We start from the raw sequence: 22,834 nt of genomic DNA, 5'->3' as shown, positions 1-22,834 counted from the left end.
TGGTTACACGACCAGCACCGTGCGTCCGCTGGCCAGCTCGCGCACGCCGTCGGGCTGTACCAGCTCCCCGGTGACCCCGGCCGGCAGGGTGATCTCGTAGCGCGTGCCTGCGGCGGAGGAGTCCGCACCGGCGCTCGTCACGAGCGCCTCGCCGTCGGCGCGTTCCCAGGCTACCTCCACCCGGCCGAAGGGCGTGTCCCGGTGCGCGCGCGCCCAAGACACCGGACCATCGGTCAGCGGCGCTACCCGTACGCGCCGGTAGCCGGGCTCAAGCGGGGCGATCCCGCCCAGACGCCGGAACAACCAGTCATCCACACAGCCGAAGGCGTAGTGGTTGAAACTCATCGCCCCCACGGTCCCGTCCGGGGCGACGGCATCCCATGACTCCCATATCGTCGTCGCCCCCGACTTCACCTCGTACAGCCAAGACGGCACCGTGTCCTGCATAAGCACCGCCCAGGCCACGTCCGCGTCCCCGGAATCGACCAGTACGTCGAGCAGGAACGGCACCGACAGGAAGCCGGTATCCAGGTGGTCGCCCGCCAGACGCACGAGCCGCACCAACCGATCCGCCACGGCCCGACGCCGCGGGCCGCCGTCCGGATCGTCGGCGGCCACGATGTCGAAGGCGAGCGCGAGTACGTACATGCCCTGCAGGTCCGGGGTCATGGCGCCGTCGGCGCCGATGTACTCCGCGGCCACCGCAGCCCGCACCGCCTGCCAGCGCTCCCGATAGGCGGCCGCATCGGCTTGGTGCCCGAGCACGTCGGCCACCTGGGCGAGGGTACGCAGCGCCTCGGCGTGGAAGGCGGCACCGATGAACTCGCTGGTCAGGTGCGGCGCCGTCATGATCGCATCCGGGCCCCCGCCTGCCAGGGTGGAGGGCGCCAGCCAGTCGCCGAAGTGCATGCGCGAGTTCCACAGCAGTCGCTGCCGGGCGGCCGTGGCGTCGTCGAGCGCCTCCCAGCCGGCTGTACGGTCCGTGTCCTCCCAGTCGGTGCCGCGCAGCCGGGGCGGCAGCTCGGTGGCGGCCTGGTGGGACTGCATCTGGACCCAGGCCTGCATGGCCGGGTAGTTGGCCCGCAGGGTGTCGACGTCGCCGTAGCGCTCCCACAGGGCCAGCGGCACGCGGATGATCGCGTCGCCCCAGCCGGCCGCGGCGGTGATGCCGCCGATGCCGGGCTGCCCCTCCATGGCCGCCTGGCGGGGCGCGAAGGGGGAGATGATGACCACGCGGCCGTCGTCGAGCTGATCGGCGCGGACATTGCGCAGCCAGCGTGCCAGGAAGGTATGCACCTGGGCGTTATTGGTGGCAGCCGGGGCGAAGACCTGGATGTCGCCGGTCCAGCCGACCCGCTCCCGCTGGGGGCAGTCGGTGGGGATGGACAGGAAGTTGGCCCGCTGGGACCACACCGTGTTGGCGTGCAGCCGGTTAAGGCGCGCATCGGAGCAGGCGAAGTCGCCCGCAGGCTCCAGATCCGAACCGACGACGACGGCGACCGCATCCCGGGTGTGCAGCTGCCCGGGGTAGCCGGTGACCCGCGCGTAGCGGAAGCCGTGGAAGGTGAAGGTCGGCTCGTAGGTCTCGGGGGCCTGCGGCGTGCCCGTGCCGGCCAGGATCCAGACATCTCGCTGATCCTTGTTAGGCCCCTGCACGTTGGAGAAGAAGTTGCCGTCGGCGGCCAGGTGCTCGGAGTGCTCCAGGGTGATCTCGGTGCCGGCCGGGCCGACAGCGCGCAGCCGCACCCGCCCGGCGATCACCTGCCCGAAATCCAGCACTGTCTCCCCGGCCGGGGTGGTGAGCACCTCCACCGCGGGCAACTCCGCCAGGCGCCGCACCGGTTCACCCCGGAAGGGCTCTAGAACGGTGGCCGGGTCCAGCTCGGCGGTCGGGACGATGCGCACCGGATCCCAGCCCGAGTCGTCGAAGCCGGGGCAGTCCCAACCGGCGACGGCGGCCGCCAGCCGGTCGTCGCGCCTCTCGCCGACCATGATGTCGCTGTAGCGCAGCGGCCCGGAGGTGGTGCCGCGGGCGGTACCGTCCGGCCCCCAGGTCTGGTGGGTGCCGTCGGCGCGGGTGATCGACAGCTGCCACCAGCCGCGCAGCAGGGTGCCGTATTGGCCGGACTCACCGGTGATGGTGGCCCGGCCGGCGAACCACCCGTCGCCCAGGCGCAGGCCGAGGGTGTGGGGCCGGGGCACCCCGGCGGGGTCGGCGAGGGCCGCGGTGACGTCGTGGACCTCGAACTCTGTGTAGGTGTGGTAGCTGGTCCAGCCCGGTGCCAGCACCGTGGCGCCTACCGGGATGCCGTCGATACTCGCCTCGATCACGCCCTGGGCGCTTAGGTACAGGCGGGCGCGGGTGATGGGGGCGTCCTCGGCGTCGGCGCGGGGCAGGTCCTGGCGGATGAACTTGACCGGGTGCAGCCTCTCACCGGCCGGCTGGGGGTCGCGCGGGGCGAACAGGGTGGCGAAGGAGGCCTCCGGTTCCAGTTCTACCGGCATCTGGTTCGGCTCCACCCAGTCGGCGACGACGCCGGCCCCGTCCAGCAGAGAGGTGGAGAAGGATGCTTCGGCCCAGGGCGAGGGTGCGGAGTCGGAGTCGGTCCAGATCCGCACCCGCCAGGCGTAGTCCGTGTCCGATTCCAGTGGCAGGCCGCCGTAGGGCAGCCACGGCGAGGCGGGCGGGTCGGGGACCGGAACGCGGCCGGTGGCCCACACCGGCGGTGTGAGCGCGCGGCCGGTGGCCGGGTCGAGGCGGCGCACCTGCACCTCGTAGGCGCTCGCGGGCGCCTTGCCGGGCACCTGCCAGGCGAGCACCGGCTGTGGCACGGCCACGCCGAGCGGGGCGTACTGGTGGTCGACTGTCAACTGGACGGGGGCGGTGGGCTGGATGGTGGGCTGGATGGCGGGCATGAAACTCCTTTGTTCGGCAGTGACGTGTCAAGACGGAGTGCTGCGAGGCCTGCGGCTACGGAGAGTGGTGCTGCGGCCTTCTGGGCGTCGGGTCAGTCCTCGTAGAAACGCATATCCGCCCAAACGCTCATCAGTTCCCGGCGGTCGAGCCGCTCGGTGCGGGTGATTCGATCGTATATGCGCACCGGCGAATCGGCGCCTTCAAAACGGGGCCAATCGCTGTTGGGTTCCCCGGTCTTGATGAAGGATGCCCAATCGCCGTGAATGGTTTGCGTCATTCTCACGAACAGATCGGCCGGCTCCCCCCGCAGCATCATACGCGAGAAGTGGTGATCAGGTTTTTCGAACACGAAAGGTAGTTCGAATGCGTGGGAGGCGCCCATCCCCGTCTCGTAGCCGGCAGCGGTTATCAACTCATAGCGGTACATCCAAACGTCATTGGTGTGCTTCTTCTGCGCCGAGGCCGTTCTGATCGCGGGCACCTCGAAGGCGTAGTCGGTCGCGAACCTGCTGAAGGGGTCGGTGTCGAATTTGCGTGTATCTCCGATGGCGGGGGCCGCGGACACGGCGATACGGCACGCCTCGCGGGCCCGTTGGGACTGCTGGTGGTAATACCAGGCGATCTGTGGGAGGCGGTCCGCACAGTCGTTCTTCTCCAACATTTGTGCAACCATGCTCCAACTGTTGGGGAAACCGGTGTTCTCCGGATGGACGAACATGGTGCCTTCGTGCATATTGGTGCCGATCATCAACGGGATGCCGTCGGCCGAGCCCTGCGCGATGGCCTCAAGGGGGCGCAGCGGCATGAGGTCATCCTGAACCGGTCCGGGTAGGAACATGCCGGGATTGTTGTACTGGTGCCTGGCGGTTACGTACTCGTGCCCGCTCAGGAACAGGCGCGGGTCCTCGGTGTGCAGCCTGCGCAGGTCGGCGGTGCTCCAATGCATGCCCTCCAGGAAAAGGTCGATGTTCTCCCTGGCCGTCCGGTGCGTCATCACGCAGTTCGGCAAACCGCTCTCGACGATCGCCCGGGTGAAGGTGCCTCTGGCTCCGGGGCACGCCAGCATATTGATGACGGAGGAGCCGCCGGCCGATTCTCCGCCGATGGTGATTCGGTCCGGATCTCCCCCGAACGCCTCAACATTCTCTCGGATCCAGTTCAGCGCCAGAATCTGATCCGACAGTCCGCAGTTGGAGTCCGTGTCATCACATCCCGGATATGTGGTGAAATCGTAGAAACCAAGTACGTTCGTGCGATAATTGAATGAGAAGAACAAAATGCCGTCGCGAACGAAGGCCTCGCCCCGATACATCTCGTCGGATGAGCTCCCCGTGTTGTAGCCGCCTCCGTATATCCAGACGAAGACCGGAAGACGGTCTCCGCTTAGGGGGCGCTGCACGTTGACCGTCAGGCAGTCCTCTTGCCCCACCACGGCCCCGTTGTTGTACTGCACCGGGCAGGCTCCGTAGTCTCCGGCGTCCAGGACGCCGTCCCAGGGGGTGACCGGCACCGCGCGCTTCAGGCGCAGCGGGCCGACCGGAGGCTGCGCGTAGGGAATGCCGAGGTAGTCGACTCGATCTGCCATACGCGTGCCGCGTACGGTGCCGGAGGTGGTGTGTACAAGATGCTCTGCCATGTCCTGACTCCTGGTTGTGTGGCGCGTCCGCCGACCGGGCCGGTGGGCATGCGCCGTGGATCGTTGAGGATATTCGCGCGATCGGCGTCGAACCGTCTCCTCGGCTACGCCGCCGGGTCGTCCTCCGCGTTCCTGGATTTGAGCGCCGCTAGATCGCGCTCGAGCCGGAAGAAGAAGGCCAACATGAGGAACACGATCAGGAACAGCCCGAACGGGATCCAGTTGTAGATGAGTTCGACGGCGGTGGTCACCGTGGCGGGCTGGCGCACACCCTCCAGATCCAGGGCGCCATCGAATCCCGACGCCGACAGCACCCACCCGAAGACCGCCGTGCCAAGCCCCATGCCGATCTTCTGGGCCGCGGACATGCCCGCATTGCCCATGCCCACGGCGTCGATGCCGGTCCGGAGCCTGCCGTACGTCAGGGTGTCGGCGACGATGCCCATCGCCATACCGCCGGCCATTCCCATACCGGCACCCTTGAGGATGTTGTATACGATCATTGCGGGAACGTTGAAGGCGAACAGGCCGAAGCCCAAGTAGCCCGCCATGGAGACCGCAATTCCGGCGATGTAGACCTTCTCCTTGCCGAACCGCGCCATGAGGAACGGGGTGGCGAACATGATGGCGAACTGCGCAATGGTGCCTGAGTTCGACAGCCAGCCGTACTGGGTCATATCATAGAAGACGTACAGGCAGTAGTAGATGCCTCCCACCGCGTTGAAGATGATGGCAAAGAATATCGCCAGCATGGCGATGAACATCATCACCCAGTACCTGTTGGTGAGCAGCGCCTTGACCGTGGTCCAAAACCCCGCGCCGTCGGTGGACGCCGTGGGTTCGGGCTGGGTCCCGCCGCCTTCGTGCACGCGCTCCTTGGTGGTGAATACGCAGATGAGCGCGAACAGGACCATGGCCGCGCAGAAGCACAGCATGGTCAGGGTGTAGGCCTGCTGGGTGTTGGGATTGGCGGCGTCGGATGAGAACCTCGCCAGCATGGTCACGAACACCGCGTTGACAATGACATTGCCGAGCGTTTGGAAGATCTGTTGGATGTTCCCCAGCAGTCCCCGCTCGTAGGAGTTGCGCGTCATCAGCGAGATCATCGAGTAGAACGGAACGAGCATCGAGGTCAGGAAAACAGCATTGACCGCGTTGTACATGACGAACACGTACACGTATTTCACGGCGTCGGGCCAGTTGGGCGGCACCAGGAAGAGCAGCATGACCGCCACGGCGAATGGTATGCACACTCGCAACAGCCAACTGCGCGCCTTGCCCATCTTCGACTTCGTGCGGTCGACGAGCCGTCCGACGATGATGTCCGAGACGCCGTCAAACAGCTTCGAGACGGCGATAATGGTGGAAATGACGGCTGCGTCGAGCAGTGCCACATTCGTGAAGTAGACGGTTAGGAACGAGCCGATTATTCCGTTGATGGCGTTGATCCCCAGCTGACCGGAGCCGTATCCCACGCGCTCAACCCAGCCGAGCCGGGCGTCGGGGTCATCGTGAGGTGTTGCGAGTGATGTCGCCATAGAGGTGTTCTCCTTTGAACTCTATTTGCTTGCGGGCTGGTTAGAGGAGCGCGAGTGGGTCGGTAGTAGGTGGGTCGCGCGTCAAGTTGGGTCGATGAGCGCCGCCGCGGGCGTCGGCGCACCAGCGGCGCGGGAATCATCCATGATTCGTTCCAATCATTGTGAACATGCGAGGTTACACGAGTAACCTATGGGCCTACGATAGAGTGTCCGCCACGCAGGCGCAAGTGTGACCTCCAGGACAAATCGCCCAGGGACGGTGGTATCCCGGTGCAGGTGAGGTCCCCGGGCGCAGGCGAGGAATCCTGTAAGCGGATGGAGGCGCAGATGGCCCGGGTCCTCAGCAGCGATGTGGCGCGGCGCGCCGGCGTCTCGCGCGCCACCGTCAGTTACGTCCTCAACCGCCGCCCCGATAAGACGATTTCTGAACAGACGCGGCGCCGCGTCATTGAGGCGGCCCGGGAACTCGGCTACATCCCGTCGGCCGCGGGTACCGCTCTGGGCTCGGGGCGGTCCCAGGTGGTGCTGTTACGAGACTCCGGACACATCCCTAAGCAGGGGCAGGAGGTGCTTCCGCTGGGATCCCTGGCAGGCCAGCTGCGTGACGCCCTGGCTCGCGAGATCCACTCCTGGGGCATGACCCTCGTCTCCTGCGGATCGGACACGCCCATCGCCGACGTTCTCAAACACGTGGATCCCGCACTGGTCATCGCCCCAGCGGGCCTGGCTGAGGACGAGGCGGATCTGGTCGATGCGGTGGGGGCGGTACTGGTGGACCGCGACGGGCGGGGCAGTCCGCTCGCAGACCTGGTGCTCGGCCGATTACCCACCTTGCAAGTGCAGTACTTGGCGGCTCACGGTTCGCGCCACCCCGCCTACCTGACCACACGCATGCCCGGGCTCGAACCCCTGGTCTCCTCACGCAGGCAGGCCGTTCTGGCCGCCTGCAAGCAGCAGGGACTCCATGACCCGCGCGAGCATGCGGCGGGCCCCCTGGGCGAGGACGCCGTCGCCGAATTCGCTGCGGTCCTGCGCGGCTGGACGGAAGCGGGGGTAGATGCGGTGGTCTGCTTCAACGATCTGCATGCGGGTCTGGCACTGGCCGCCGCCAGGGGCGTCGGGCTGCGCGTGCCCGACGAGCTTGCCGTGATTGGGGCGGACGATGAGGTGCTGGGCAGGTTCCTCGATCCGCCGCTGACCACGGTGGCTCCCGACATGGTGGCCTTCGCGCAGTACCTGGCTGCTCGGGCGCGGGCCGCGCTCGACGGAACGCGGACGCCGCCCGCGCCCACGGAACTGGCTCGGGTGATCGAGCGCTCCACGGTCCAGCCCGCCGAGTTCGGCTAACCTTCCCGCCGAGTTCGGTCGACGTTACTGCCGAGTTCGGTCGACGTTACTGCCGAGTTCGGTCGACGTTACTGCCGAGTTCGGTCGACGTTACTGCCGAGTTCGGTCGACGTTACTGCCGAGTTCGGTCGAAACGACGCGGCGCCCCCTTAGCTCTCGGCGAGCAGGCGCACCGGCCCGAGCAGGCCGTACTCGCGCACCGGCACCTCGTGCGTGACCTCTCCCATGCCGTTGAGAGAAGCGGAGATGTCGGCGATGTTCTCGTAGTAGCCGCGGGCGCGCAGCCGGTTGGACAGCGAGGAGGACACGCGCACGACGACGTCGTTGCGGCCCGAGTGCAGCAGGCCGGTCACGTCCACGCGTGTCGCGGAGGTGTCGAAGCCGACCGGCGCACTCCCGTTCACGCTTACCGACCCGAGACCCCCGCAGACGTCACCGAGGTCGAGGAGCAGGCGTCCCGCGGGCACCGCGTCGAGGGTGAATGCCGCGCGGTACTCGCCCACGCCGGAGACCTCCGGGCCGACGCCGTCCAGGTCCTTCCACGGCGCCAGCGCGCTGGAGTCGGCCCGCAGCCGGGTCACGACTGTGGTCGGACGGACCTCGCGGGTCACGTAGCCCAGGCCGCGGTCCTCCTCGATCAGTTCATCGGGGCCGGCGTCCCAGGAGTCCACCGTGATCTCCCAGTCAGAGAGCTCGGCGACGACGGCGTCGTCCGCGCGCCGAGTACCTGCGGTCCCTGAGGGGCCGCCTTCGCCGGTGGCGGCAGGGGCGGAGCGGTCGAGCGTGATGACGGCGGCCTCGCCCGGGCGCAGGCGGACTGGGACGACGGTGACATCGGAGTGATCCTGCCCGATCGGCTCGGTGTGAGCGTCGCCCAGTTCGTGGAACCGGCCGCTCCACTGGTCTAGCCGATAAGCCCTGCCAGCGCCGGGCAGGTGCAACGCCACCTCGGTGTCCTGCCCGGTCTCATACAGGAAGTGGTAGACGTACACGTGCGTCAGGTCCCCGTCGATGCGCTCGTAGGCGAGCACGTTCTGGTTCGGGACGGCGAACTCGTGGTAGCCGATGAGGCCGAGGCTCCGCAGCGCCTCCACGGTGTGGGCGGGATCGTCGATCTCGGCCACGTTCGGCAGCGCCTTCAGCGCCGCCATGGTCGCAGCCAGTTCCTCGTCACGCCCATCGCGCCCGGGAGTGCGCGCCGCCGCGGCCGCATAGTGGAAGTACTCGCCGGTCTCCAGCCGCTTCAGCTCGCTTGCCCCGTTAACTATCAGTACCCGCAGGCCGGTGCGCGCCCAGTCGAGTAGCCGGGCGGCGACGTCGGCGTCGAGCGCCTCCTGATAGACCACCAGGGCCTGGTAACCGGGACCGTCCGGTTGGACGACGCCGTCGGCGAAGGTCACCTCCTCGCGCAGCAGCAGCGAGCCGTCGAAGAACTCATACCCCCAGCCGGCGTCCTGCATGCCCAGGTCCCGCCACCAGTGATTCTGACGATCGCGCATCCACATGCGCCCGTAGGCGACCTCGTCCGGGATGCGGCGTTCGCCGTCGTAGAACATCATGCCGGAGGAGTTGTCGGTGAAGTGGTCGGTGCGCAGGATGCCGACGTCGATGCGCGGCCGGCCCCGACGCAGCACCTGCTGCATGCGTCCGACGGCCCGGTTCCACAGCGGATAGAACTCCGCGGCGGGCTGACGGGTGTCGAAGCGCTCGGAGAACATGGGCAGCATGCCCTCATGGCCGGGCCACTCGGTGCTGCCCGCGGCGCCCGCCGGGCTGGACCAGCCGTGCAGGACGGTCTTGGTGATGCCGGCAGCCAGTTGCGTGTTGATGATCTGGTCGTAGAAGCGGTGGGGCAGCATGTGGTTGCGGGTAGTCGCCCCGGTCTCGGAGGAGTACTGCTTGCCCAGCAGGTGCGCCGGCCCCGCCATGAGCCGGTAGGCGTCGATCTGCGCGCCGAACTCCAGGGACTCGGTCTCGATGCCGTCGACGGCCACGCCCGGGCGGGTCAGCTCGAAGGGCAGTCCGTAGGAGATCTCCGCGCGCAGTGCGATGCCCTGCTCGTGCAGGAACTGCGCGAAGGGCTGGAGCATGTGCTCGATGTACAGGTCGGTGAGCGTGGCCACGTAGTCGTGACGGACCTTGGCGACCTCGATGGCGTTCGCGGCATCGGGCTCGAAGTGGTACCGGGTGGACACCGCCATCAGTGGCGCCGACCGGATGAGCAGCGGCAGCCAGGGGGTGATGTCGTAGCCGCGGCGGGTGCGGAACTCCTCGGCCACGCAGCGGCCCCAGAACATGCCGCCCTCGCCCCAGGTGTTCAGTTCCAGGGAGTCCATGTACATCTGTGCGCGTGGATTGCGGGCGATGTCGGACTTCAGGGCGTCGGTGAGGACGACGTCGCGCCAGTAGTCGATCACGGCGTCGACGCCGTCGCGATCCAGGTAGTTAACCGTGTAGTTGACGCTCGCCGACGGGCTCGCGGTCTGTCCGGTCCCGTGCATCCAGAACACGAACAGGCGCCAGTCGCGAGAATCCGGCGGCATCCAGTCTAGCGCCTCTGCCCCCTCCGGTCCGCTCACGTGGGCGGTCAGGTCAGTGAGGGTGTCAACGTCGAGGATCGGCGCGGGCTGCTGGGCGGTGGGGGAGTGGGCTCCGGTCGGGCCGGCAGCGGACGCGGAAGGCGAGTTCGGGCCGGTGGCGAGTGCGGCGTCGTCGGACGCATCTGTGTGATCCGGGACGACGACGCCTGCCACGGCTGCGATGAAGTGCTGTCGCTGCGGGGCCACCCGGGAGCCCGGTAGCCCGCCGGCGCCGCGGTCGGCGTTTAGATCGATGCGCGGCAAAGGGCCCGAGCGCGAGCCGCGGACGGATTCATGGGCGACGTTGAGCTCCTGGGCGGCGGCGGGGTCGTCCGGGGTGATGGTGGGCAGGTTGGCGTTGGACCAGTTGGTGCCGGAGGTGAAGGAGAAGGACATGCCGCGGGCGGTGGTCTCGGCGACGATGGTGTGGGAGTCGTGGGTCCACTCCTCGCTGCCCCAGCCGTAGCGGGAGGAGTCGATGTTCTCCTCGGGCATGGCCAGGAACTCCATGCCGCCGAAGCCGAGGCGGTGGGCCGCGGCGATCTCGTGGCGGATGGTGGCGTCGGTGTGCAGCCCTTCCGCCAGCCACCAGCGTAGTTCCGGCCGGTACTCGATGGGCGGCTCGGCTATGGCGGCGCGCAGCGCGTCCAACGCGGATGACTGGGCGGGCCCTGCGGCGGGGGCCGCATCTCGCGCAACCTCACCAGCGGGGGTCTTGGTGGGCTCGGTCATGAGAATCTCCTTTGATATCCTTTGGGGAAATGTCCGAGTTCGGCATAAACGGCGGTGGGCGCCCGCTACGCCAGAACAGAAACCGTATGATTCCAACTGTCTGCGAACGGCTTTTGAGAGTCAGGAACCCGTTTATGCCGAATTCGGACAGTTTGGAACCTGCCGCGGGGTTGGCTGAACCCTGTTGGGAGCAGCCGGTCCCGCGGCGTAACGTCGACCGACCTCGGTGGTTATTTCGACCGACCTCGGTGGTTATTTCGACCGACCTCGGTGGTTATTTCGACCGACCTCGGTGGAAGAAGAAGATAAGAGGGGGAGGGAAGCGGAGGGTCAGAACAGGTCGGTGTCGACGTTGAAGGCCTCGACGACGGCGCGCAGCTCCTCATCGGTGACGCCCTCGCCCAGGCCCCCGGCCATAATGTTGCGGACCTCATACATGGCGCCGGTCTCGGCGTACTCGACCTTGTCGACGGCGGCCAGGGGGGCGACGTCGGAGCGGACCATGATGCCGTGCTTGGACCACAGCACGATCACGTGGTCGCGCAGGGCGCGCACATTGTTTTCCATGAGGGTGGCCGAGCCGGGCACCATGAAGTCGAGCACCTCGATGCCCTGGGGGAGCTGGACGATCGTCTCGGGCTCCCAGCGCAGGAGGCGGCGGTTGAAGTCCGCCGTGTTGCGGATGTCCTTGATGTGGCTGAGTTGGACCAGGTAGGGCGGCTGGGCGTGGATGACGGCCTGGAAGTCCACGCCGCGCTGCGCCACCTGGTCGTTGTGGACCGCCAGGTGGGAGTTGAACTCGCTGGTGGGGCGCACGTAGGCACGGTCGGGGTGGGTGTACCAGGTGCCGGTTACGCCCCCCTCGTCCACGACGAATGCGGAGACATTCGCCTCCGGGGACTCGGCGACATCGCGCAGACGGCAGCCCGAGCCGGTCACCAGTACGGTGCGGCCGGCCAGTGCCGGGGCGGGCAGTGGCAGCTCGGTGCCGGGGGAGACCTGCGGGAAGCGGTCGGCCAGGCCCAGCTGTTTTGCCGAGGCATTGATGGACACGGAGATGTTGCCGGCGCCGGCCTCGACGGCGCCCATGTGGTCCAGGCGTCCTCCGGCGGCGCCCATCTGGGTGAGGATCTCCGACAGGGGCATGGCGGTCACGGTGAATCGTCCTTTCGGTGTTTGTTTCTGGGGAGTCGTTGGTCAATGGGGTGGTAGGTGCGGAGCCCGCCGACGGCGGTCGTGGCCGCTGGTTTCACACGGCGCGACCCAGCCGGGCCGCGAAGCGGTCGAGGCTGGCGGAGGTCAGGGGACTGCCGACGGCGTTTAGGTGCCCGTGGGGCACGCCCGCGCAGGTGAGCACCTCGACGTCGGCGCCGGCCTGCCGCAGTTGGCGGGCGAAGGCCTCGCCGGAGGCGCGCAGGTCGTCGTTCTCGCAGTTCTCGATGTAGGTGGCCGGCCAGCCCTTCAGCCGGGTGGTGTCCAGGTCCCCGGGGAAGGCATAGGTCGGTGTGCTCGCGGCAGCGTCGAGCGGAGCCCCGAGATAGTTGGTGTTCATCGCCGCCATAATGTCGGCTGGGAACCGCAGGATCTGCGGCATCTGCTCCAACCGCGCCCCCAGCTCCGGGCTGGGGGCCGGCCAATGTCCGCCATGGGCCACCGGGTAGGCGAGTAGCGCCTGCCAGGGGGCGGCGGCCTGGTCGACGCCATGCAGCGTCACCCCGGCGGCCAGGTTTCCACCCGCACTGGCCCCGCCGACGGCTATGCGAGCGGCATCGATGCCGAGTTCGGCGGCGTGCTCACGCACCCACCGGTAGGCGGCGTAGGCGTCGTCGTGCGGGACCGGGTAATGGACGCCGCCGGTGCACAGCCGGTAGAAGACCGAGATGACGGTCGTGCCGGTGCGGGTCGTGAGTCCGCGGGAGACGGCGTCGGCTTCCGGCATGTCCAGGTCACCGCCGATGAAGGCGCCGCCGTGGTACCACACTAGTCCGGCGCGCAGGCCCGCATCCGTGGCCGGCGAGGCAGCGGGCGGAGTCCAGCCGGGCTCCGGGCGGTAGATGCGCACCGGTATCGGTCCGTGCGGGCCGGGTAGCTCGCGCTCCTCGACGAGCGCGCGGGTGGGCTCCGGCTCCCCGAAGCGTGCATCCCATGCCTCCATCGCCGCCAAGGCCTCGGCGGAGAAGGGCGCTCCGGCCGCCGCGGCGGGGTCGGCGGCGGTCAGGTTCTCGGCGCGCGGAGTCGGGAAGTCGGCGATCAGGTGCAATCGGTCGGCGTAGGGCGGCAGGAAGCCGCCGGCCAGCGGCGCTACGGGCACGCCGTCGCGGGTGGTGTCGGGCTGCGGCGTCGGCGGGACGGCGCCGTTGGTGGGGGTATCTGTCATGACTCTTCTCCAAGGCAATCAAGCGGGTGGTGTGGCGGGCGTGCGGGCGGCTTCCGCATGCCGTGGGGCGCGGGTGGGTGCAAGACGATTCAGCCCTGCAGTCGGCGCTCGGCGGCCTCCCAGCCGGCGGCCGTGGCCGGGTCGGGCGCGTATTCGGTGACGTCGCAGGAGGCGCGCACGATCCGCCGCAGCGCGGTCAGGTCTCCCTCGATCAGCCCCGCGCCACGGGCGGCGACGACGATATTGCCCAGGGCGGTGCCCTCGACGGGCCCGGCGATCACCTTCAGGCCGGTTGCATCGGCGGCCGACTGGCACAGCAGCCGGTTGCTGATGCCGCCGCCCACCATGTGCAGGACACCGACCTGTCTGCCGGACAATTCGGTGGCCTCGCGCACCGCACGGCGGTAGGCCAGGGCGAGAGAGTCGTCGATGCAGCGCACGTACTCACCTACGCTGCGCGGGCGCGGCTGGCCGGTGTGGAGGGCGTAGTCGTCTATGCGGGCGGCCATGTCTCCGGGTGCGAAGAAGACCGGATCGTTGATGTCGACGACGGTGCGCAGCGGCTCGGAGGCCGCGGCGGCGGCGTCGAGGTCCCGGTAGGACAGCTCCAGGCCCTGCTCGCGCCAGGTGCGCACGGCCTCGTTGAACACCCACAGGCCCATGACGTTCTTCAGGTAGCGCACGGTGCCGTCCACGCCGAGCTCATTGGTGAAGTTGGCCCGCCGGGAGGCCTCGCTGAGCACCGGCGCCTCCAGCTCCAGGCCCACCAGCGACCAGGTGCCGCAGGAGATGTAGGCGAAGTCGCTTCCGGACGCGGGCACGGCCGCCACCGCGGAGGCGGTGTCGTGGGAGCCGACGGCCACCACCGGAGTTGGGGCGCCGGCGGGTCCGAAGACGTCGACGACGTCGCGGCGCACCGGTCCGACGACGGTGCCGGCCTCCACGATGCCCGGCAGTACGCCGTCCAGGTCGAGCCCCAACTCGGTGCGCAGGCGCTCAAGCAGCGGCGCGGACCAGGTGCGCTGGCGGGCGTCGACCAGGCCGGTGGTGGAGGCATTGGTGATTTCGGCGATCGGCCTGCCGGTGAGCCAATAGGTGAACAGGTCCGGCAGCAGCAGCATGGTGCGCTGGGCGGGGCCGGTGCCCGGGGCAGCCGAGGCGACCCCGCCGTCGTCCGGAGCCGTGGCACGGGGCAGGCCGCCGTCGCGGGAGGTGGCCACCAGCTGGAAAAGGGTGTTGAAGTCCTGTACCTGCAGGCCGTTGACGGCGTAAAGCTCCGTGGCGGGGATGGCGGCGAAGACTTCCTCGGGCACGCCCCGAGTGCGGGGGCAACGGTAAGCGCTCACCTGTCCGGCCAACAGGCCGCCGGGGTCCAGCAGGCCGTAGTCCACGCCCCAGGTGTCAATGCCGACGGCGGCGAGTGGACCGACATCGCGCACGGCGGCGAGCAGGCCGGCGCGGATCTCATCCCATAGGTGCAGCACGTCCCAGTACAGGCGCTCGCCGCCGGGACCGGGCAGCGGGATGGGGCGGTTGGTGAAGCGGCGCGTCTGGGTCAGTTCGATGCGGCCGTCGGTGATGGTGCCGACCATGACGCGCCCGGAGGAGGCGCCCAGGTCGACGGCCCCAATGTGGATGGGGTGGGCGTTGGTCATGGTGGTTTCCTTCTGTATGACGCGGGTTGGTGGGGTCGGGCGGCGGTGCCCGACCCCACCTAGAGTTTCAGGCGCCCCAGCCGGCGGCGGTGCCGCCGACGCGCTCGGAGCGGATCTGGTCCAGGTAGCCGGAGTCCAGGAAGGCGCGCATCGGGTCGGGCGCCAGCCCCTGGGACTCGCGCAGCTCGGCCAGCAGTGGGCGCACATCGGTGTTGTAGGCGTCCACGAACACATCGTTGGCGGCCAGGACGTCGCCGGCGCGCTGCGCCTGCGCGAGCGCCTCACGGTCCACCAGCAGGGCCTTGGCGGTCGCCTCCTGCACGTTGGTGGCGGAGCGGATCTCGCCGGGGATCTTCTCCTCCAGGTTGTGGCACTGGTCGAGCATGAAGTTGACCCCGGAGTCGGGAGCGAGCGCGCCGGCGGCGACGATCTCATTCATGATGCGGAACAGCTGGTAGGGGTCGGCGGCGCCCACGATCAGGTCGTCGTCGGCGTAGAAGCGTGAGTTGAAGTCAAAGGCGCCCAGGCGGCCCAGGCGCAGCAGCTGCGCGACGATAAACTCGATGTTGGTGCCGGGGGCGTGGTGGCCGGTGTCGAGGACGACCTTGGCTCGGTCTCCCAGCGCTAGGCAGTGCACGAGGCTGGTGCCCCAGTCCGGCACGTCGGTGTGGTAGAAGGCCGGTTCGAAGAACTTGTACTCCAGCACCAGCTGTTGATCGTCGTCGAGGGCGGCGTAGATCTCCGCCAGGGACTCCGCCAGGCGGTCCTGGCGGGCGCGGATGGAGTCCTGGCCGGGGTAGTTGGTGCCGTCGGCGAGCCAGATCTTCAGGGCCGGCGAGCCGGTGGCGCGCATGATGTCGATGCATTCCAGGTGGTGGTCGATCGCCTTGCGGCGGATGCGCTCGTCGGAGTTGGTTAGGGAGCCGAGCTTGTAGTCCTCGTCCTGGAAGACGTTGGAGTTGATGGTGCCGATGGTGACGCCCTGGTCCTCGGCGTGAGCGCGCAGCGCCTCATAATTGTCGACCTTGTCCCACGGGATGTGCAGGGAAACCCGGGGGGTGACGCCGGTGTACTTGTTGACCTGGGCGACGTCGTCGATCTTCTCATACGGGTCGCGGGGTACGCCGGCGGTGGTGAAGACGCGGAAGCGGGTGCCGGAGTTGCCGAATGCCCAGCTGGGCAACTCGATGGTCTGGCTTTCAAGCAGACCGCGGGCCTCGGCAGTGAGGTCTGATAGCGAGGGGGTGGTTGCGGACATGGTGTTCTCTCTTTCGTGAGTTTGGTGTGTGCTGGTCGTGCTGGTCGTGCTGGTCGGATGCCTGGCCGGCGGTGGGGACTCAGGCGTTGGTGACGTGCTCTCCGTAACGCTCCATTTCGATGTCTTCCAGGGACTTGCCCTGGGTCCTCGGGGCGCCGATGGTGCCCACGAGCGTGGAGATGATGAGGAAGCCGATGAGGATGAGACCGTCGATCATCAGGCCGTTGTCCCACTTGAGGATGACTGGGAAGATCAGTGAGATCAGCCCGGAGGCGAGGCGCACCGCGAAGAAGACGATGCCCTGGGCGGCCGAGCGGTACGGGGTGGCGAAGAGCTCGGGTGACCACACGGAGTAGAAGGCCTGGGCGGATGGGCCGGCGGACAGGCCCCAGATGATGGTGTAGCCGAAGGCGGTCCAGGCGGCGTCGGAGGGGCCGAAGACCAGGATGATCCAGGAGACGATGGCAGCCAGGCCGCCCACCAGGTAGTGCCAGCGGTAGGGGACGCGGTCCACCAGGTTCATGAAGACGAAGGTGGATACGATCACAAAGCCCCACGACAGCATGGAGAACAGGTCTGTCTGTATGGTCTCGTAGCCCATGGAGCCGAGGATGGTGGGCAGAAAGATACCGTTTTGGGAGGCCGCCTGGTTCCAGCAGGTGTAGATCACGGCCAGGAAGATGAGCGCGGTGATGTTGACACGGCGGCTGAAGAGTTTGTGGAAGGCCGACCACATCGACGGCGGTTTGGCCTGTGCTCCGCCCTTGGCGTTCTGCCAGGTCTCGGACTCCTCCAGTCCTCGCCGGATGTACCAGGTGATCAGGGCGATTACGACTAGATGGGCGAAGACGATGCGGCTGCCGAGCAGACCCAGTGGGGCGAGGGCGGCCGCCAGGCCGAAGCCGATGAACGGGCCGAAGGACCAGGCCAGCTGGGTGGCGCCGATGTGCTTGCCGCGCTGACCGGTGGGGGCGAATTCGGCGATGTAGGTCCAGCCGGCGGGGACGGAGGCGCCCACGGCCAGACCGACGATTACGAAGCCGGTGAACAGCATCGGTAGGTTGACGGTGAACACGACGATCAGGCCGCCGAGCGCGTACAGCAGCAGGTCGTAGGTGTAGATGAATTTACGGCCGTACTTGTCGCACAGGGGGCCGCCGATCAGTGCACCGATGGCGGCGCCGAAGGCATTGGAGCTGAAGGCTGCCAGCAGACCGGCGATCCGTCCGTTGTCATCTGGGAAGTAGGCGGCTCCCCAGAAGCCGAGCGAGGTGGCGATGGCGATGATGGAGCCGGAGTCGATGTAATTCGACATGGCGACGGCGGCGGTCGCTTTCCAGCCGGTAAGTGGTTTGCGGGCCACGGACTGCTCCTTGCGTGTGGGAGATGGGTGGATGGGGTGCGTCAGGGCAGGTAGAAGTACTGGGGCAGGATCTCGTTGGTGCCACCGTCGGGCTGGACGAAGTACTGGGCCATCTCCGCCTGCCAGCGGGTATTGACCTCTTCATCGCCCATGGCGGCCTGGGCGGCGTCGACGTCGTCGGACTCGAAATAGCCGACGACGAGCCCGTCCTCGGGGCGCAGGAATAGCGAGTAGTTACGCCATCCGCAGCGGGTCAGGGCCTGGCGCATCTCCTCCCACACGTGTTGGTGGACCTCGACGTACTCGGTGAGCCGGTCAGGGCGCACGTGTAGCAGGAAGCAGCAGCGGCGGGAGGAGCGGGCCGAGGTGGTGTCCAGCAGCTCGGCCAAGGCGGTTGGGATGACGGCGGAGGCGGCCCCGGCAGCCGAAGCGGCAGCGTCGACGGCCGGGGTAGGCGGGACGCCGGTTGCCGGAAGGTCGGTGGTCGGGAAGTCGGTCATAGAACGTCCTTGTTCGGATTGTGCCGCGGCACGGAGGCGAGGCGTTGACGGCGGTGTGAACCGTTTCAATATGCGTTACTGTAGTTCAGGCGTGGGGCGTGAGTCAAGGGGTGTCCTCGGCGGCCAGCCCGCGTCCTGTAGGTCTAACCCACGTCCTCGGGCGCCCCCACCCGGCAGCGACAACGACCCGTCTGGCCCGGCAATGTCCTCGTCGGCCTGAACTCGTCCTTGTCCGTCCGACAACGTCCTGCGGCGGTCGACCGCGACTTCATCGGCCGGACACGGGCGCCGCGCCCCAGCGCGCACTGAACCATTACGGGTCATCAGCGCGAACGTGGTGTCTTGGGTCGGTGTGTCGCGGGGAGGGTCTGCCGTCGGCCTCCTCGGTCCGGGCCCCGCTCCTCCAGATGGACCGCGTTTCTGCCGTTGGACCGCGTTTCTTCAGTTGGACCGTCTGAGAGTGCGGCTGAGACGGTCCAACCGCAGTTAGACGGTCCCACCGCAGTTAGACGGTCCCACGGCAGTTAGACGGTCCAACTGGATGCGGGCGGGACGGCGGCAGGGGCGGCCGCGGCAGTCGGAGCGGTGGCGTGGGCGGCTGGAGTCGGCGTAGCGTCGGTTGCCGGAGAGTCGGTGGTCGAGTCGGTCATGGAGCGTCCTGGTTCGGTCTGTGCCGCAGCAGGAAGCTGAGGTGCGAGTGGGTGACTGCGGTGGACCGTTTCAATGCGAACGATGCAGTCCTCGATAGTGCGCGGTCAAGAGCTGCGCAAGACGTCTGCGGACCGCCAGGTTGCTTGCGCGTGACATATGGGCGTGGGAGACCACACAAGATCCTGATGACGTGAGGCTCATACGCGCGAGGAGTTGCCCGACCGCTAAGGCCGCCACCGTCCAGGAGGCGCGTGAGGCCCGTACGTGCGAGGAGTTGCCCATGGCTCGTTTCCTGACTGGCTCACCCGGCCGGCGGCCTGCATATCGTTTCCGGCCATATCGTGGTTGCCCATGGCTCGTTTCCTGACTGGCTCACCCGGACTGCGTGTGCTGCCGCAGGCGCGCTGGTGCTGCTGCTGGCCTGCCCGCCCCTGGTGGCGTGCTCTTCTGATTCCGACGACACTCCCCTGGGTATCGGCACCTTTGATCCGGAGGAGATGGCCTCAGCCCGGGCCTCACGATCCGCGGTACCGGCGGAGGCATCGGCGTTGGCCGCGGGCGTGGTGACTGCGGAGTCCCTGTCCACCGACCGCTCCCTACGGTCCTACGCCGCAGGCCGAGAATCTACTCTGTGACGACCAGCCGGGTCTTACTGTCTACGATATTAATGGCAATAAAGTGCCTTCGTGTTTGGTGGTGTGGTGGTGTGTTCTGGCCTGTCCGGGCGGAACTCTCCCGCGGCCAAAGGCGCCGTCCGGTGTCCGAAGGCGCCGTCCCGTGTTCGGGCGTGGTCTGCCATGTCCGAAAGCTGTTCCTGTGTTTGAGGGGCCCCTGGTGTTTGAGGGCGGTCTGTCGCTGTTGCGGTGGAGCGTGCTGTGGGGCGTGAGGTGCTGGTTTTCGACCTTGGGGTGTGGTTTACGACCCCGGGGTGGTCGTGAATCGCACCCCGGGGTCGAAAATCGACATGAACGGCCGTCTTGCACACCATCGCCCGGGGGCCTATGGGTGCCACCGACCCCGGGCACAGGGCCAGACAGTCCGTACGTTCCACTTTCGATCCGTCACCCAGCACTCCCACGATTGGGCATCCGGCACACGCCAATGAACACGCCAACAGCCCACACCCACCAAACAGCGGCACATTGGGCTGCCGCCACCAAGGCGGCACGACATCAAAACCACTGAAACCAACCCAGGGTTGATCTCCCCAGGGGGCGCCCCACCACCCCGATTCTGGACACTTCCCCCGCCCCGCCGGCCCCGCCAACCGAACTCGATGGTCATATCTACCGAACTCGATGGTCATATCTACCGAACTCGATGGTTATTTCGACCGAACTCGGCGAACACGGCCTCGACCGGAAGAGCCAGTTTTGCTTGGCAAACGATGCTCACCGCCACGATCGACTAGCAGCAGGCAGGACGAGCGCCGGAGAGGTGTCAATCAAGCCGCCGACTACAAGGCGTCACGCGTGTGGAATGACTCCGTGCGCCGCATTTATGCGCGGGCTTTTACGCCAACGACACTTCCGCGTGTGATGTTGAGTTGGGCTGCCATACCTGCGGGCATTTCCACGGTGGCGTGCGCAGTCAGCCGGGGAAGGCAAAGGCGTCCCGGTGGCGTGGTGGCGACGGCGACGACGCGGCCGCGGCGCCCGACATAAACCAGGTCGAGGGCGTAGTGCATGCCGAAGGTGTGTACCCAGTTGCATGCCTTGATCCACAACGCGCCGTCGAGGGCATCCGTGCCCAGAAGGCCGGTGTTGCGCTCCTTGCGTGTGTGGGCAACCCAGACTCGTGTAGTTGGTTCGCCGTCGATGGTGAGAACGTATTCGGTACGTTCGTCGGCCCAAACGGGGCTGAATGTCGTCATAGGGTAACGTTCTCATATGGGTAGATGGATGTCATGTGGTGGCCGAGTAGCTTCCGGTGAAACTGGCTGTTCGGGCGTGGTGGCTGGGTGGGTGTGGGGTGTATTGGGTGCTCGCTCCGTCATGGTGCCGTCTGCTACGTCGGTTGACTGTTGGGTGCGCTCCTTCGGTGTCTGCTACGCCGGTTAGACCTGTGTTGAAGGGTTTTTAGTCCTTCAACAAAGACCTAAGTGGCGTACTACAGCATGAACCGGCGTAGTAGATGACTCCGGCCTCTGGCATCGAGGCCTGTTTGGTTCCTGCTCACGGCCCTAGGGCGAAGCTGAAGCGTCCGGTTCCCGCGGACGCCTCGCCGCGAGTGGTCGGCATCGGTTAGGTTGGCAAGTGGTGGGGGCGGTAACCAGGTGCCCGGGTTGGCCGGGCCGCCGAGATGAGTGCCCAGTTCCCCCGCGGCTGGGCGTTTTCATGGGATACCAGGCCATCACAGCACCCCCTGTGCCGAGTGCTGAATCAGCCTGAATGTAGGCCGGACCCAGATACGTAGCAAACCCCCCACCCACCACCACACCCCTAAACGCGAAGAGCCGCATTTCCACCCTATAAGCCACGGGCCCTGACGGTTGCCAATGCCCCCAGCTGCGCCGTCTACCTGGACGCCTGCAGATCCTCCAGGTCCTCGGCGTCGATGACCTCATAGGCGTAGCCCTGCTCGGCCAGGAAGCGCTGCCGGTGTGCGGCGAACTCCTGGTCCACCGTGTCCCGGGCGATCACCGTGTAGAAGTGCGCCTGCCGCCCGTCTTCCTTGGGGCGCACGATCCGCCCGAGTCGCTGTGCCTCCTCCTGCCGCGACCCGAAGGAGCCCGACACCTGCACGGCCACGGACGCGCCGGGCAGGTCGATGGAGAAGTTGGCGACCTTGGAAACCACCAGCGTGCTCACCTGGCCGCAGCGGAAGGCCTCATATAGGCGCTGGCGCTCACGCACCGTGCTCGCCCCGGTGATCAGCGGCGCCCCTAGGTGCTCGGCCAGCTCCTCCAACTGGTCCACGTACTGGCCGATCACCAGCGCCGATTCCCCGGGGTGTCGGGCCAGCAGACGCTCGACGATCCGCAGCTTCGCCGGCGTGGAGGCGGCCAGCCGGTAGCGCTCATCGGCCTCGGCGGTGGCGTAGGCCATCCGCTCCCCGGCGTCCAACGTCAGCCGCACCTCCGTGCACACGGCCGGGGCGATCCATCCCTGATTCTCCAGGTCCTTCCACGGGGCGTCGTAGCGCTTGGGGCCGATCAGGGAGAACACCTCGTCCTCCCGACCGTCCTCGCGCACCAGTGTGGCGGTCAGTCCCAGCCGACGGCGGGCCTGCAGGTCCGCCGTCATGCGGAAGATAGGGGCCGGCAGCAGATGCACCTCGTCGTAGATGATCAGCCCCCAGTCGCGCGCGTCCAACAGGTCCAGGTGCGGGTAGACGCCCTTCCGCTTGGTGGTGAGCACCTGGTAGGTGGCGATTGTGACCGGGCGGATCTCCTTGCGTGAGCCCGAGTACTCGCCGATCTCATCCTCGGTCAGGGAGGTGAAGCGCATGAGTTCCTGCTTCCACTGGCGGGCCGAGACGGCGTTGGTCACCAGGATCAGCGTGGTGGTGGCCGAGCGGGCCATAGCCGCCGCCCCCACCAGGGTCTTGCCCGCACCGCACGGCAGGACGACGACGCCGGAACCGCCCGCCCAGAAGGAGTCGACCGCCTCGCTCTGGTAGGGGCGCAGTGCGAAGGCGCCCTCGACCCCCGCGGCCACGTCCGCCGTCGAATCCCGCAGCGTGATCGGGTGCGCCTCGCCGTCGACGTAGCCCGCCAGGTCCTCTGCCGGCCAACCCAGCTTGATCAGTACCTGCTTGAGGTGACCGCGCTCGGAGGGATGGACCACTACGTCAGCGTCTCCCAGGGGCTCGCCCAGCAGGCCCTTGGTGCGTTTGGAGCGCATCACCTCCGCCAGGACGGGGGCGTCGGTGGCGTGCAGCACCAGCCCGTGCGCCGGGTCTGTCACCAGCTGCAACCGGCCGTAACGGCCCATGGTTTCGGCGATCTCGGTCAGCAGCGAATGCGGCACCGGAAAGCGCGAGTAGGTGATCAGGACGTGGATCACCGTCTCGGCGTCCAGTCCGGCGGCGCGCGCATTCCACAGGGCCAGCGGAGTGATCCGGTAGGTGTGAATGTGTTCCGGGGCGCGTTCAAGCTCGGCGAAGGGCGCGATGGCACGGCGCGCGTCGACGGCGGCGGGGTGGGCGACCTCCAGCAGAACCGTCTTGTCGCTCTGGACGATCAGTGGACCGTCGGGCAGCGAGGGGGAGGGCCGGGAATCTGACATGGGCGGAGTATGACAAGGACGGCGGGGCTCGCGCCGTGACGCAGCAGACGCC

General features: G+C 67.6%; 15 protein-coding genes. 2 read left to right on the top strand and 13 right to left on the bottom strand.

What is annotated here, in order from left to right:
• Positions 1 to 3: 3 nt before the first annotated feature.
• The 3 genes from CWT10_RS13500 to CWT10_RS13490 all read right to left on the bottom strand — a co-directional run bounded on the left by CWT10_RS13500 (position 4) and on the right by CWT10_RS13490 (position 6,091).
• On the bottom strand, positions 4 to 2,916 hold the full coding sequence (locus CWT10_RS13500; protein ID WP_103063068.1) for an alpha-L-rhamnosidase: 2,913 nt from the start codon (positions 2,914 to 2,916) through the stop codon (positions 4 to 6).
• A 92-nt stretch (positions 2,917 to 3,008) separates the two neighbouring features.
• Positions 3,009 to 4,553: a carboxylesterase/lipase family protein gene (locus tag CWT10_RS13495; protein WP_103063069.1), complete on the bottom strand. Its 1,545-nt coding sequence runs from the start codon at positions 4,551 to 4,553 to the stop codon at positions 3,009 to 3,011.
• 104 nt (positions 4,554 to 4,657) lie between these two features.
• Entirely contained in the window at positions 4,658 to 6,091 is a 1,434-nt protein-coding gene (locus tag CWT10_RS13490) for an MFS transporter (RefSeq protein ID WP_103063070.1), read from the bottom strand.
• A gap of 327 nt (positions 6,092 to 6,418) precedes the next feature.
• Here CWT10_RS13490 and CWT10_RS13485 point away from each other — a divergent pair, with 327 nt between their 5' ends.
• The gene (locus tag CWT10_RS13485) at positions 6,419 to 7,438 is read left to right on the top strand and encodes a LacI family DNA-binding transcriptional regulator (protein ID WP_158247648.1); all 1,020 of its coding nucleotides are present in this window, start codon (positions 6,419 to 6,421) and stop codon (positions 7,436 to 7,438) included.
• 149 nt (positions 7,439 to 7,587) lie between these two features.
• Here CWT10_RS13485 and CWT10_RS13480 read toward each other — a convergent pair whose 3' ends face one another.
• From CWT10_RS13480 to CWT10_RS17705, 8 genes are all read right to left on the bottom strand, one after another.
• Positions 7,588 to 10,749 (bottom strand): glycosyl hydrolase, encoded by a 3,162-nt coding sequence (locus tag CWT10_RS13480; RefSeq protein WP_103063072.1) that lies wholly within the window; start codon positions 10,747 to 10,749, stop codon positions 7,588 to 7,590.
• 330 nt (positions 10,750 to 11,079) lie between these two features.
• The gene (locus CWT10_RS13475; protein WP_103063100.1) at positions 11,080 to 11,895 is read right to left on the bottom strand and encodes a class II aldolase/adducin family protein; all 816 of its coding nucleotides are present in this window, start codon (positions 11,893 to 11,895) and stop codon (positions 11,080 to 11,082) included.
• Between the two features lie 103 nt (positions 11,896 to 11,998).
• Complete coding sequence (locus CWT10_RS13470) at positions 11,999 to 13,126, bottom strand: alpha/beta hydrolase (RefSeq protein WP_103063073.1); 1,128 nt, start codon at positions 13,124 to 13,126, stop codon at positions 11,999 to 12,001.
• A gap of 89 nt (positions 13,127 to 13,215) precedes the next feature.
• A complete protein-coding gene (locus CWT10_RS13465; protein WP_103063074.1) occupies positions 13,216 to 14,781 on the bottom strand; it encodes a rhamnulokinase in 1,566 nt (521 codons plus the stop codon).
• 67 nt (positions 14,782 to 14,848) lie between these two features.
• Positions 14,849 to 16,039: an L-rhamnose isomerase gene (gene rhaI / locus CWT10_RS13460; protein ID WP_103063075.1), complete on the bottom strand. Its 1,191-nt coding sequence runs from the start codon at positions 16,037 to 16,039 to the stop codon at positions 14,849 to 14,851.
• Between the two features lie 79 nt (positions 16,040 to 16,118).
• On the bottom strand, positions 16,119 to 17,402 hold the full coding sequence (locus CWT10_RS13455; protein ID WP_103063076.1) for an MFS transporter: 1,284 nt from the start codon (positions 17,400 to 17,402) through the stop codon (positions 16,119 to 16,121).
• 41 nt (positions 17,403 to 17,443) lie between these two features.
• Positions 17,444 to 17,902: an L-rhamnose mutarotase gene (locus CWT10_RS13450; RefSeq protein WP_103063077.1), complete on the bottom strand. Its 459-nt coding sequence runs from the start codon at positions 17,900 to 17,902 to the stop codon at positions 17,444 to 17,446.
• Positions 17,903 to 18,426: 524 nt separating this feature from the next.
• Positions 18,427 to 18,552, bottom strand: coding sequence for a hypothetical protein (locus CWT10_RS17705; protein ID WP_269843775.1), 126 nt, complete (start codon positions 18,550 to 18,552; stop codon positions 18,427 to 18,429).
• A 408-nt stretch (positions 18,553 to 18,960) separates the two neighbouring features.
• On the opposite strand from CWT10_RS17705, the gene CWT10_RS13445 reads away from it, so the two are divergent.
• Positions 18,961 to 19,188 (top strand): hypothetical protein, encoded by a 228-nt coding sequence (locus CWT10_RS13445; protein WP_103063079.1) that lies wholly within the window; start codon positions 18,961 to 18,963, stop codon positions 19,186 to 19,188.
• An 863-nt stretch (positions 19,189 to 20,051) separates the two neighbouring features.
• Here CWT10_RS13445 and CWT10_RS13440 read toward each other — a convergent pair.
• Positions 20,052 to 20,426 carry a DUF192 domain-containing protein gene (locus tag CWT10_RS13440; protein ID WP_103063080.1) on the bottom strand — a complete coding sequence of 125 codons (375 nt, stop codon included), beginning with the start codon at positions 20,424 to 20,426 and terminating at the stop codon, positions 20,052 to 20,054.
• A 643-nt stretch (positions 20,427 to 21,069) separates the two neighbouring features.
• Positions 21,070 to 22,782, bottom strand: a complete 1,713-nt coding sequence (locus CWT10_RS13435) for a DNA repair helicase XPB (RefSeq protein ID WP_103063081.1) — start codon at positions 22,780 to 22,782, stop codon at positions 21,070 to 21,072.
• Positions 22,783 to 22,834 lie beyond the last annotated feature (52 nt).

This window comes from Actinomyces qiguomingii (genome assembly GCF_004102025.1).
Lineage (GTDB): Bacteria > Actinomycetota > Actinomycetes > Actinomycetales > Actinomycetaceae > Actinomyces > Actinomyces qiguomingii.
Note: the sequence above shows the minus strand (reverse complement) of the source record. Positions and strands in the feature narration are given on the sequence as shown.

Bases quoted from the DNA above. Each gene is read 5' to 3' on its own strand.
- CWT10_RS13500 (WP_103063068.1), bottom strand. From the start codon at position 2,916: ATGCCCGCCATCCAGCCCACCATCCAGCCCACCGCCCCCGTCCAGTTG.
- CWT10_RS13495 (WP_103063069.1), bottom strand. From the start codon at position 4,553: ATGGCAGAGCATCTTGTACACACCACCTCCGGCACCGTACGCGGCACG.
- CWT10_RS13490 (WP_103063070.1), bottom strand. From the start codon at position 6,091: ATGGCGACATCACTCGCAACACCTCACGATGACCCCGACGCCCGGCTC.
- CWT10_RS13485 (WP_158247648.1), top strand. From the start codon at position 6,419: ATGGCCCGGGTCCTCAGCAGCGATGTGGCGCGGCGCGCCGGCGTCTCG.
- CWT10_RS13480 (WP_103063072.1), bottom strand. From the start codon at position 10,749: ATGACCGAGCCCACCAAGACCCCCGCTGGTGAGGTTGCGCGAGATGCG.
- CWT10_RS13475 (WP_103063100.1), bottom strand. From the start codon at position 11,895: ATGCCCCTGTCGGAGATCCTCACCCAGATGGGCGCCGCCGGAGGACGC.
- CWT10_RS13470 (WP_103063073.1), bottom strand. From the start codon at position 13,126: ATGACAGATACCCCCACCAACGGCGCCGTCCCGCCGACGCCGCAGCCC.
- CWT10_RS13465 (WP_103063074.1), bottom strand. From the start codon at position 14,781: ATGACCAACGCCCACCCCATCCACATTGGGGCCGTCGACCTGGGCGCC.
- rhaI (WP_103063075.1), bottom strand. From the start codon at position 16,039: ATGTCCGCAACCACCCCCTCGCTATCAGACCTCACTGCCGAGGCCCGC.
- CWT10_RS13450 (WP_103063077.1), bottom strand. From the start codon at position 17,902: ATGACCGACTTCCCGACCACCGACCTTCCGGCAACCGGCGTCCCGCCT.
- CWT10_RS17705 (WP_269843775.1), bottom strand. From the start codon at position 18,552: ATGACCGACTCGACCACCGACTCTCCGGCAACCGACGCTACGCCGACT.
- CWT10_RS13440 (WP_103063080.1), bottom strand. From the start codon at position 20,426: ATGACGACATTCAGCCCCGTTTGGGCCGACGAACGTACCGAATACGTT.
- CWT10_RS13435 (WP_103063081.1), bottom strand. From the start codon at position 22,782: ATGTCAGATTCCCGGCCCTCCCCCTCGCTGCCCGACGGTCCACTGATC.